The 9,592-nt window shown below is 72.2% G+C and carries 12 protein-coding genes; 6 read left to right on the top strand and 6 right to left on the bottom strand.

Going from position 1 to position 9,592, the window contains the following annotated elements:
* Positions 1 to 75: 75 nt before the first annotated feature.
* Positions 76 to 786 carry a ribonuclease H family protein gene (locus AOK11_RS00780; protein WP_055591652.1) on the bottom strand — a complete coding sequence of 237 codons (711 nt, stop codon included), beginning with the start codon at positions 784 to 786 and terminating at the stop codon, positions 76 to 78.
* Positions 787 to 893: 107 nt separating this feature from the next.
* The gene (locus AOK11_RS00775; protein ID WP_055591651.1) at positions 894 to 1,697 is read right to left on the bottom strand and encodes a VOC family protein; all 804 of its coding nucleotides are present in this window, start codon (positions 1,695 to 1,697) and stop codon (positions 894 to 896) included.
* A 206-nt stretch (positions 1,698 to 1,903) separates the two neighbouring features.
* On the opposite strand from AOK11_RS00775, the gene AOK11_RS00770 reads away from it, so the two are divergent.
* Entirely contained in the window at positions 1,904 to 2,872 is a 969-nt protein-coding gene (locus tag AOK11_RS00770) for a hypothetical protein (protein WP_055591650.1), read from the top strand.
* A gap of 93 nt (positions 2,873 to 2,965) precedes the next feature.
* Here AOK11_RS00770 and AOK11_RS00765 read toward each other — a convergent pair whose 3' ends face one another.
* Complete coding sequence (locus AOK11_RS00765) at positions 2,966 to 3,448, bottom strand: VOC family protein (protein WP_055591649.1); 483 nt, start codon at positions 3,446 to 3,448, stop codon at positions 2,966 to 2,968.
* Positions 3,449 to 3,730: 282 nt separating this feature from the next.
* Between AOK11_RS00765 and AOK11_RS00760 the strand changes: the two genes are divergently transcribed.
* Both AOK11_RS00760 and AOK11_RS00755 read left to right on the top strand, forming a co-directional pair.
* The gene (locus AOK11_RS00760) at positions 3,731 to 4,420 is read left to right on the top strand and encodes an ATP-dependent Clp protease proteolytic subunit (RefSeq protein ID WP_055591648.1); all 690 of its coding nucleotides are present in this window, start codon (positions 3,731 to 3,733) and stop codon (positions 4,418 to 4,420) included.
* Between the two features lie 2 nt (positions 4,421 to 4,422).
* The gene (locus AOK11_RS00755; protein ID WP_055591647.1) at positions 4,423 to 5,025 is read left to right on the top strand and encodes a ClpP family protease; all 603 of its coding nucleotides are present in this window, start codon (positions 4,423 to 4,425) and stop codon (positions 5,023 to 5,025) included.
* A gap of 30 nt (positions 5,026 to 5,055) precedes the next feature.
* On the opposite strand, the gene AOK11_RS00750 is transcribed toward AOK11_RS00755, so the two are convergent.
* Positions 5,056 to 5,484 (bottom strand): helix-turn-helix domain-containing protein, encoded by a 429-nt coding sequence (locus tag AOK11_RS00750; RefSeq protein WP_055591646.1) that lies wholly within the window; start codon positions 5,482 to 5,484, stop codon positions 5,056 to 5,058.
* 186 nt (positions 5,485 to 5,670) lie between these two features.
* Here AOK11_RS00750 and AOK11_RS00745 point away from each other — a divergent pair, with 186 nt between their 5' ends.
* Entirely contained in the window at positions 5,671 to 6,558 is an 888-nt protein-coding gene (locus tag AOK11_RS00745; RefSeq protein WP_055591645.1) for a SigB/SigF/SigG family RNA polymerase sigma factor, read from the top strand.
* A gap of 139 nt (positions 6,559 to 6,697) precedes the next feature.
* Here AOK11_RS00745 and AOK11_RS00740 read toward each other — a convergent pair whose 3' ends face one another.
* Entirely contained in the window at positions 6,698 to 7,153 is a 456-nt protein-coding gene (locus AOK11_RS00740) for an ATP-binding protein (RefSeq protein WP_055591653.1), read from the bottom strand.
* A 220-nt stretch (positions 7,154 to 7,373) separates the two neighbouring features.
* Here AOK11_RS00740 and AOK11_RS00735 point away from each other — a divergent pair, with 220 nt between their 5' ends.
* Both AOK11_RS00735 and AOK11_RS00730 read left to right on the top strand, forming a co-directional pair.
* Positions 7,374 to 7,958 carry a PRC-barrel domain-containing protein gene (locus tag AOK11_RS00735; protein ID WP_055591644.1) on the top strand — a complete coding sequence of 195 codons (585 nt, stop codon included), beginning with the start codon at positions 7,374 to 7,376 and terminating at the stop codon, positions 7,956 to 7,958.
* Entirely contained in the window at positions 7,958 to 8,401 is a 444-nt protein-coding gene (locus AOK11_RS00730) for a PRC-barrel domain-containing protein (protein ID WP_107098458.1), read from the top strand. The genes AOK11_RS00735 and AOK11_RS00730 overlap by 1 nt, the downstream gene beginning before the upstream one ends.
* Before the next feature lie 19 nt (positions 8,402 to 8,420).
* Here AOK11_RS00730 and AOK11_RS00725 read toward each other — a convergent pair whose 3' ends face one another.
* Complete coding sequence (locus AOK11_RS00725; RefSeq protein ID WP_157869255.1) at positions 8,421 to 9,488, bottom strand: DUF6777 domain-containing protein; 1,068 nt, start codon at positions 9,486 to 9,488, stop codon at positions 8,421 to 8,423.
* Positions 9,489 to 9,592: the final 104 nt, after the last annotated feature.

The raw sequence follows: 9,592 nt of genomic DNA, 5'->3' as shown, positions 1-9,592 counted from the left end.
CAGCGGGCCGCGCCCTGGCCGGGGAGCGGGGCCGGCCGGCGGTCCCGCTGCTCGCGGGACCGGCCTCGGCCATGCTCAGGCGCTCTCGGCCGTGCGGCAAGCGGGGTGGCCCCAGCCGCTGTCGTTCTTGGCGATGGGCTCGCCCGCCGCGTAGGACCGGCCGCAAAGGCAGCGGCCCGGGAACTTCGCCTTGATCGTGCGGTTCGAGGAACCGCCGCGCGGACGGGACGCCGTCTTCGCCCCGGTGGACCTGCGCTTGGCGGCACCGGCGGGCGGGGTGTCCGGGGAGGGCGGCGGCTCGGGCGAGCCCGCGTCGCTGCCCGCGTCCTGCTGGACGACGGCCGCCTGGCTGGCGGCGCGGTCGGCGAAGTCGTTGAGGCGGTCTCCGTCGGCCTGGTGGGCGGGGACGTAGCGGAACTCGACCGAGCGGCCCTGCAGGAGTCCGTCGATGCTGACGACGAGTTCCTGGTTGGCGACCGGTTTGCCCGCCGCCGTCCGCCAGCCGTTGCGCTTCCAGCCGGGCAGCCAGGTGGTGACCGCCTTCATCGCGTACTGCGAGTCCATCCGGACCTCGAGCGGCACGTCGGAGTCGGTCGCCGCCAGCAGCCGCTCCAGCGCGGTGAGTTCGGCGACGTTGTTGGTGGCTCTGCCGAGTGCGCCCGCCTGCCAGCGGACCGGGGTCTCGGAGGCGTCGGCGATCACCCAGGCCCAGGCGGCGGGTCCGGGGTTGCCCTTGGAGGCCCCGTCGCACGCGGCCACAACACGTTCACGCATGCGCCCGATCATGCCATGGCCGGGCGGGGCGCCAGGCCACGCGGTGCGCCTGCCCGGGAGAGCCCGCCGGGCCGCTTCCCGGGGTGATCCGGGTGGTCAGCGCGGTCCGGGCGATCAGGTCAGCCGTTCGGCACGTCGGTGCCGCCGGGCGTCTCGACCCCCAGGGTCGTGACGTCGATCACCGAGAAGTTCGCGCCCTGCGGGTCGCTCAGGGCGGCGAACCGCCCGAAGGGAGTGGTGATCGGCCCGAAGTGCAGGGTGCCGCCCCGCTCGGTGGCCCTGGTCGCCGCCTCGTCGCAGTTCTCGACGGCGAAGTAGACGTTCATGTACGACGGCACCTCGGGCGGGAAGTCCTCCCCCATCCCCATCCGGCCGAGCACCGTCTCCCGGCCGAGTTCGTAGAGCCGGAAGTCGATCGCCTCGTCCTCGAGCTGCCTGGACCTGTAGGAGAAGACGGCGGGGAAGAACACGTCGGTCTTCTCCGGTTTCCGGGTGCAGACCTCCGCCCAGCAGTACGCGCCGGGTACTCCGGTCGCCTCGAAGCCCTCGTGGGTGCCGGCCTGCCAGAGGCCGAAGACGGTGCCACCGGGCTCGCGGGCCAGGCACATCGTGCCGAAGTCGCCGACCCGCATCGGCTCCATCAGCACCTCGCCGCCGTTGTCCCGGACGCGGACGGCGGTGGCAGCGGCGTCCCGGACCGCGAGATAGAGGCACCACTGCGACTGACCCTCCTGGCCGGGCATGGGCGGGACGACGGCCGCCACCGCCTTGCCGTCGGCGTAGGCCTGGGTGTAGTTGCCGAGCTCCGACGACGACTTTCCGAAGGTCCAGCCGAGGACGTCTCCGTAGAAACTCTTGGCCCCTTCGACGTCATTGAACATCGCATCGGCCCAGCAGGGGGTTCCCTCGAGCTGTACGGCCATGATGGCGTGCCCTCTCCGGACGAGTGGTCGGTCCTTCCTTCACGCTAATCACCCGTGCCCGCACGCGCCCGCCGAGCCGTCCGAGCCGTCCGAGCCGTCCGAGCCGTCCGAGCCGCAGCGAACGATCTGCCCTGAAGCAGGTCTTCCCCTCCGGGCCGGGCTGTGCTTGCCTGGGGTGCCGTTTTCGGCCGGGCGGGGGAACACGTATGCGCAAGCCATGGGTGGTGGGAGTGGCGCTGGCCGCCGTGCTGCTCGGGGCGTGCGGCGACCCGTCGTCCGAGCCGTCCGCCGGGCCGCCGGCCGTCCCCGAGGCGTCGGCCACCACGCACCAGCGGCCCGCGGCCTCCCCGGGAACGGCTCCCTCCGGGAAGGCTTCCTCCGAGGCCTCCTCCCCCGGGGCCACGTCGTCGTCCGGCACCGGATCCGGGAAGCCTCCCACCGTGCTGTACCTCGGCGACTCCCTCGCGATGGAGAACCAGGAGGTCCTCGGACGGGAACTGCGCGGGGGTCTGCGCGCGCGGTACACCAGCGCGCCCTACTCGGGCACCACCCTGTGCGACTACCTGGAGGGTTCGGCCGAGCGGTCCCTGGTCCCGGCGGCGGACAAGGCGGCGGCGCTGGTGCGCTCCCTGCGGCCGGACTACGTGGTGCTGCAGTTCTGGGGCAACGCCTGGGGTTACACCCCCTGCATGGACGGGATCACCTACGACGCCGCCCGCGAGCGGTACCTCGAGCGGTACGCGGCCGACGCGCGGCGCCTCACCGAGCAGATCGCCGCGGCCGGCGCGGCCCGACCGCCGCGCGTCGTCTGGGTGTTGCAGGGTCCCGACCCGATCACCCCCGACCGGGTCCGCCGGGTGAACGCGCTCTACGAGGAGCGGGCCGCCGCCTCGGGCGGCCTCCTGGCCGACGGGGGCAAGGCGGTGAGCCCGGCGGGGGCGCGCTACACCTGGTCGCAGTACTTGCCCTGCAACGCCTACGAGCGGGCCCATCCCGAGTACTGCACCCAGCGGGACCGTGACCGGACGGCCCTGCACCGGGACGACGACTACCTGCACTTCTGTCTGGCGCCCACGACGTCGACGCCGAAGCCCTGCCCGGTCCGTTCGCCCGGCATTCTGCGCATGGCGCGGGAGATCACCCGGGTGGTCGGGGAGCACGCCCGCTCGCGCTGACGGGACGAGGCGCCGCGGCACCGGCGGGACGCGAGGAGGGCTCGGGCAGCGGGGCGGGGCCGTTCCACCGCCCGCCCCGCTGCGCGCCGTTGGTCACTCGCCCGCGTAGGCCTTCTCCAGGGCGGCGACGTCGAGCTTGCCCATCGACATCATGGCCTTCATGGCGCGGGCCGCCTTCTGGGTGTCCGGGTCGGCGATCAGCTCGGTCAGCCGGGTGGGGACGACCTGCCAGGACACGCCGAACCGGTCCTTGAGCCAGCCGCAGGGCCCGTGCTCGCCGCCTCCCTCGACGAGCTTGTCCCAGTAGAAGTCGACCTCGCCCTGGTCGGCGCAGTCGATCTGCAGGGAGATCGCCTCGGTGAACTTGAACTCGGGTCCGCCGTTCAGCGCGACGAACCTCTGGCCGTTGGCCGTGAAGTCCACGGTGAGGACGGAGCCCTCGGGTCCGGGCCCGGCCTCGGTGTACCGGAGGGTGCGGCCGACGCCGGAGTCCTTGAACACGGACACGTAGAAGTGCGCGGCCTCCTCGGCCCGGCCGTCGAACCAGAGACACGTGGTGAATCCGTCGGTGGTCATGCATACCTCCCGGGGTGGGGAACGCGGTCACCGGTGTCGACCGGTCCGGGCCCCGGAACTCATCGGTCGACGACGGAGCAACCACGGTGCTACGTACGGGGCCTCGGGGCCGGAAGGGGCCTCTGCCCGTGGCGAATCTGCCACGGGCAGAGAAATCCCCGCGGGTCACCGCGGCCGGGCAAGAGTGGAGGCACGCGGTCGCACCGGCCGCGTACCGACGAACGGCACAGGCACACCGGCACACGACCGGACAGCCCCACACCGACACCCATGGGAGCGCCGATGTCCCCACTCATCACCGGACTTGCCGCCGGACGCGCGGCCGGGTTCAGCGCCGGCCGGCCACCGGTCCCGCTGCCCCGGGCCGAGGAGGGCGACACCCCTCCGACCCGGTTCGACGACCACCTGGCCGCCCAGCTCCTCGCCCAGCGGATCGTCCTGCTCGGGACTCAGGTCGACGAGGTTTCCGCCAACCGGGTGTGCGCGCAGCTGCTGATCCTGTCCGCGGAGGACCCGCGCACCGACATCAGCCTGTACGTCAACAGCCCCGGCGGGTCCGTGCACGCGGGCCTGGCGATCTACGACACGATGCGGCTGATCCCCAACGACGTCTCGACGCTCGCCATGGGGTTCGCCGCCAGCATGGGCCAGTTCCTGCTGAGCGTGGGCGCGCCGGGCAAGAGGTTCGCCCTGCCCAACGCGCGGATCATGATGCATCAGCCGTCCGCCGGGATCGGCGGCACCACCGCCGACATCGAGATCCAGGCGGAGAACCTGGAGTTCACCAAGCGGACGATCGAGCGGATCACCGCCGAGCACACCGGCCAGTCGGTGGAGACCGTCTCCCGGGACGGCGACCGCGACCGCTGGTTCACGGCCGAGGAAGCCAGGGAGTACGGGATGGTGGACCGGGTGGTGGAGTCGCTCGACGACGTCCGCCCGGCCGCGACGCGACGCAGGACGGGGCTGTGACGATGGGGACGTACACGATTCCGAACGTCGTCGAGCGCACCCCGCAGGGCGAGCGGTCCTACGACGTGTTCAGCAGGCTGCTGTCCGAGCGGATCATCTTCCTCGGCACCGAGATCGACGACGGGGTCGCCAACGTCGTCATCGCACAGCTTCTCCATCTGGAGTCGTCGGCCCCGGAGAGCGAGATCGCGGTCTACATCAACTCCCCGGGCGGCTCGTACACCTCGCTCATGGCGATCTACGACACGATGGCGTTCGTGCAGGCGCCGATCTCGACGTACTGCGTCGGGCAGGCCGCGTCCACCGCGGCCGTGCTCCTGGCCGGCGGGGACGCGGGGCGCCGGTTCGTGCTGGAGCACGCGCGTGTGCTCCTCGGGCAGCCGGCCACGGGCGGGCAGCGGGGCACGGTCTCCGATCTGTCGCTCCAAGCCAAGGAGATGCTGCGGATCCGTGCCCAGGTGGAGGAGGTCCTGTCCCGGCACACGCACCACGACGTGGCGACCCTGCGGGCGGACATGGACCGCGACAAGGTGTTCACCGCGCAGGAGGCCGTGGCGTACGGCCTGGCCGACGAGGTGCTGAGCCGGCGCCTCATGGGTGTGTGAGGCGCCGGATCCGGCACGGGCGCGCCGGGGTCAGGCGGCCAGGCACAGTCCGTCGTACGAGGCGCGGGGCGTGCTCCGGCCCGCGGGAGCACACCGGCTGGTGATGCGGACGAGTTCTCCCTGGGCCCGCGTCAGCAGGTCGCCCAGGCCCAGACCGAGGGCCTGGGCGGCGGCCGCGAGGACCTCCGAGGAGGCCTCCTTGCGGCCCCGCTCCACCTCCGACAGATACGGCATGGAGATCCGGGCCGTGTCGGCGACGTCCTTCAGCGTCCGCTCCTGGGCGAGCCGCTCCCGGCGCAGCACGTCGCCGACCAGGTCGCGCCACAGCGGCTCCTTGGGAGCGGGAGCGGCGGGAACGGGAGCCGGGGCCGGTGGGGCGACGGCGCGGCGCGCGGGCGCGGGCGCGGGCGCGGGCCGCAGGGGAATGACACTGATGTCGAGAGGCACTTGGTTTCTCACCCCTTCAGCGTAGGAATCCTCGCCCCGAGGGGAAGGGAGCGGCGTTCCGCTCTGAGTGAAGGAGGCGGCACCGCGCGTCACTGCGAAGATTCCCGAAATTCGGGGGGAGTGTTCGGAACGGAGCTGGGTAGTCGCAACCCCGAAGGACCAAGGCACATGTCCATCGGACTTTCGTGGGGAGAGGTAATGGAGACCGCCGTGATCCGGTCGCAGGCGCAGGTCGTCGAAAGAAACGCCGAGGCCGGGACGGGTGACGGAAGCCTGCCGGGGATCGTCGACCCGCGGGCCGTCGCTCCGCGCGATGCCAAGGAGCTGTCCCGTCAGTTCTTCCGTCGTCTGGCGGAACTGGAAGAGGGCACGCACGAGTATCAGTACGCGCGCAACACCCTGATCGAGATGAACATGTCGCTGGTGCGGTTCGCGGCCGGACGGTTCCGCGGCCGTGGCGACGACATGGAGGACATCGTCCAGACCGGCATGATCGGTCTGATCAAGGCGATCGACCGGTTCGAGCTGTCGCGCGAGGTCGAGTTCACCTCCTTCGCGCTGCCGTACATCGTGGGCGAGATCAAGCGTTTCTTCCGCGACACCACCTGGGCGGTCCACGTGCCGCGCCGGCTCCAGGAGCTGCGGGTGGAACTGGCCAAGGCCCGCGAGGAACTCGCCAGCAGGCTGGACCGCGAGCCCACGGTCGCCGAGCTCGCCACGCTGATGAACATCACCGAGGAGCAGGTCAACGAGGGCCGGCTGGCCGCGAACGGCTACAACTCGTCGTCGCTGGACGCCGCCCTCACCGGTGACGGCCCCGAGAACGGCGAGTCCGTCCTGGCCGACTTCATCGGCATGGAGGAGGAAGGGCTGCGGCTCGTCGAGGACTTCCACGCGCTCGCCCCGCTCATGGCCGAGCTCAGTGACCGTGACCGGGAGATCATCCGGATGCGGTTCGTGGAGGAGGCCACCCAGGCGGAGATCGGCGAACGGCTCGGGTGCTCGCAGATGCACGTCTCCCGTCTGATCAAGCGGATCATCGGCCGTCTGCGCGAGGGCATGCTGGGCGAACTCGGCTGCGCCTGACGGCACAGGACACGGAAGTGCGGCTGTCGCCCACCCCCGCGGGGGTGGGCGACAGCCGCACTTTTCCGTCACGCACGTCGGGGTGCCGGAGTTCGGCGCGTGCGGACCGTTCGAGCCCCGCGCCGACCGCCGGTGCGGTTCAGCCGGCTTCGAAGCTCAGCACCGCGCGGACACGCTTTCCGACCGGTACGCGTTCCACGAGGATGTCGCGCGCCAGAGCCTGCACGATCTCCAAGCCGTGGCAGCCGATGCGCTCGGGATCGCGGGGGTAGATACGGGGCAGCGTGCCGCTGCTGTCGTAGACGGCGACCGTGATCGCTTCGTCCGTACCCTCCAGCTCCAGGATGTACGGGCCGTTGCTGTGCCGGTCGGCGTTGGTGACCAGTTCGCTCACGACCAGGAGTGCCGCGCCGTCGGTCCGCTTGCCGATCGTGGCGCACCACTCGTTCCTGAGCTGCTCCAGGAACAGCGACGCGAAGGCGCGCGCCTCGGCGATGCACCCCGGCTCGCCGGTGAAGTGTGCTGACCGCCGTAGCGGCTCCACGGGTACGTCGAAACCAGTTGGTATCACTGCCCCGTCCAGGTGATCGATCATGCGCTTCTCTCTGCGAAGCCGGGCCGGCCGGACGAGCCGGACGATCTGCATTGATGCACGTACCCCGAGTTCGGCTGCTCAGTCCCCCCGATCGGTGTTCGCCGCGCCACAGAGCGGGAACCCGGCCCGATGGCGGGAACCCGGTCCGGTGGAGGCGTGGGCGGGTTCCGGGACATGCGGGAGGGACGACGGCACAGGGTCGACAGCGGGAAGGCGACCGATGAGCGAGCTGTTGGCGGTGCGGAGCCTGTCGACGCTGCCCGTGGTGACGCTGGGCGGCGATGCCGTCGCCCACGTCAAGGACACCGTCCTCGACGCCGAGGCCGGGTGCATCACGGGTTTCACCCTCACCGGTCGGACCCTGCTGTCGGGCTCGCTGCCCCGGGACCTGCCCTGGCCGGTGGTGCACTCCCTCGGCCACCACGCGGTCATGGTCCGTGACGGGAAGGCGCTGTGCGACCTGCCCCTGTCGGTGGCCCGCCGCGACGCCCTGCGCGGGCGGCTGCTCGGCGCGCAGGTCCTCACCGACGAGGGCGACCGGCTCGGCACGGTGCTCGACGTCCTGGTCGAGGGCGGCACCAGCGGCCGGATCGTCGCCTTCCGGTTCGCCGCGCACCGGGAGCTGGTGCCGGGTTCGAGGCACCGGCGGCACCGGATGTACGTGCCGCGCGGTGAGGCGGTGTCCGTCTCCGGCCGGTCGCTGGTCATCCCCGCGCAGGCCACCACCTACGTCACCGACGACCTACCGGACTTCATGGCACGGGTCGGTGTGTTCCACGCCCGGCGGACGGGCGCACTGCCGTGATGCTGTTCTCCCGGGTGCGCGGGCTTCCGGTGCTGACCCCGGGCGAGGGGGTCCGTCTGGGTGTCGTACGGGCGCTGACGGTCGACGCGGCGTCCGGCACCGTCACCCACGTACGGGTACGGCGCGGACGGCTGCGCCGGGACGCCGCCCTGGCCTGGGACGCCCTGGACGCCGTCGCCCCGGACATGCTGATCGCGGCCCCGTCCTCCGTCCTGGCCGTGGCCCCGCCGCATCACGATCTGCTCGGCCGCAGGGTGCTCACCGAGGACGGCGAGGAGCGCGGCACCGTGCTCGACGCGGCGTTCGACCCGCTCACCGCCCGTATCGAGGCGATCCTGACGACGATCGGCGAGCTGCCGGCCGAGCGGCTGCTGGGACTGGGCGGGCACGCCCTGGTGGTACGGGGGCGCAGGACGGCGCGCGACCAGGGCCGGTTTGGCTGATCGCTCCCCTGATGAATCCCTAGGTGGCACCACTCGGGGCATCACCCGTGAAACCGCCCGTGCCGTTGTCGGCGGTGCCGTTCGGCGCGCCGTTCGTGGTGCCGGACTCGACCGGCGGCGGCGACTGGAGGTCGGACGGCGGCTCGCCGGTCGTCGGGCCGCTGTTCCCGGGACCGCTCGACGGTGGCTCCCCGGGGGTATCGTCCTCGCCCGTCGTCGGCCCGGAGTCGGGGGTGGCCGGCGGGGCCGACGGGGACGTGTCCGGCGACGGCGAGGAGGGGGGTGTGTCACCCGGCGACGGGCTCTGCCTCTCCGGTGGCTTCGTGGGGTGGTCCTTGCCGCCCGTGTCGCCCTGCTTCCGCTCGAACCAGCCGCCGTCGGTGTCGCGGACCACAAACTTCTCGATGTCCCGCGGAGCGGGGTCGACCACGACGACCTTCGAGGGGGAGTAGCCCGGCCAGGGGGTGCCGGTGTAACGGGGGTCGGACTGTTCGACCGGCTTGGTCAGCGGGTTGCCGCAGGCGCAGCGGACCTTGGGGACGCCGCGGTCGTCGACGAGCACGGCCGTGCCCGCCTGGAGGACGGCCTGGTAGTCCGTGGCGACGCCGTCGCGGTATCCGTGGTTGGTGACCCTGGTGTCCAGCCGGAGTTGCAGCGGGGTCAGCGAGCGCAGGTACGAGGGGACCTCGGAGGACTCGACGCCGGCCACCGAGGCGAACGCCTCGTTCTTCGCCGGAACCTCCCGGAGGTACTTGATCTGCTGCTCCACGTCGCAGCTGGAGACGTCGCGGGTGCCGCCGTACAGGCCGGGTTCGCCACCGCGGACCCCGCGCACCGCGGTGGCCGGAGAGGACTCGGACGCCGAACCGGTGGACGGGGCGGAGGTGGTGGGCGGGGCGGAGGTCGTGGGTGGAGCGGAGCCGTCCTCGGCCGTCGACTCGGTGAACGGGTCGGGGCCGGCCGCGTTCGCGGCCTGCAGGAAGATCTCTCCGCCGCCCGCCTCGGACCCGCCTTCGGTTCGGGCGAGCACCACGGCGAGGACCACGGCCACCGCCATGGCCGCGACGAGCACCCCGAGACCGGGCACGGACCTCCACCACGGCCGTCGGCCTCGCCCGGACGATCCCGTGCCGCCGCCACCGTCCCCCCTGCCCGCCCCGCCCGGCGGTGGCGGTGGGGGCGGGCCCGAGG

Source organism: Streptomyces hirsutus (assembly GCF_001418415.1).
Classification (GTDB): Bacteria; Actinomycetota; Actinomycetes; order Streptomycetales; family Streptomycetaceae; genus Streptomyces; species Streptomyces hirsutus.
Note: the sequence above shows the minus strand (reverse complement) of the source record. Positions and strands in the feature narration are given on the sequence as shown.

Bases quoted from the DNA above. Each gene is read 5' to 3' on its own strand.
- AOK11_RS00780 (WP_055591652.1), bottom strand. From the start codon at position 786: ATGATCGGGCGCATGCGTGAACGTGTTGTGGCCGCGTGCGACGGGGCC.
- AOK11_RS00775 (WP_055591651.1), bottom strand. From the start codon at position 1,697: ATGGCCGTACAGCTCGAGGGAACCCCCTGCTGGGCCGATGCGATGTTC.
- AOK11_RS00770 (WP_055591650.1), top strand. From the start codon at position 1,904: ATGCGCAAGCCATGGGTGGTGGGAGTGGCGCTGGCCGCCGTGCTGCTC.
- AOK11_RS00765 (WP_055591649.1), bottom strand. From the start codon at position 3,448: ATGACCACCGACGGATTCACCACGTGTCTCTGGTTCGACGGCCGGGCC.
- AOK11_RS00760 (WP_055591648.1), top strand. From the start codon at position 3,731: ATGTCCCCACTCATCACCGGACTTGCCGCCGGACGCGCGGCCGGGTTC.
- AOK11_RS00755 (WP_055591647.1), top strand. From the start codon at position 4,423: ATGGGGACGTACACGATTCCGAACGTCGTCGAGCGCACCCCGCAGGGC.
- AOK11_RS00745 (WP_055591645.1), top strand. From the start codon at position 5,671: ATGGAGACCGCCGTGATCCGGTCGCAGGCGCAGGTCGTCGAAAGAAAC.
- AOK11_RS00740 (WP_055591653.1), bottom strand. From the start codon at position 7,153: ATGATCGATCACCTGGACGGGGCAGTGATACCAACTGGTTTCGACGTA.
- AOK11_RS00735 (WP_055591644.1), top strand. From the start codon at position 7,374: ATGAGCGAGCTGTTGGCGGTGCGGAGCCTGTCGACGCTGCCCGTGGTG.
- AOK11_RS00730 (WP_107098458.1), top strand. From the start codon at position 7,958: ATGCTGTTCTCCCGGGTGCGCGGGCTTCCGGTGCTGACCCCGGGCGAG.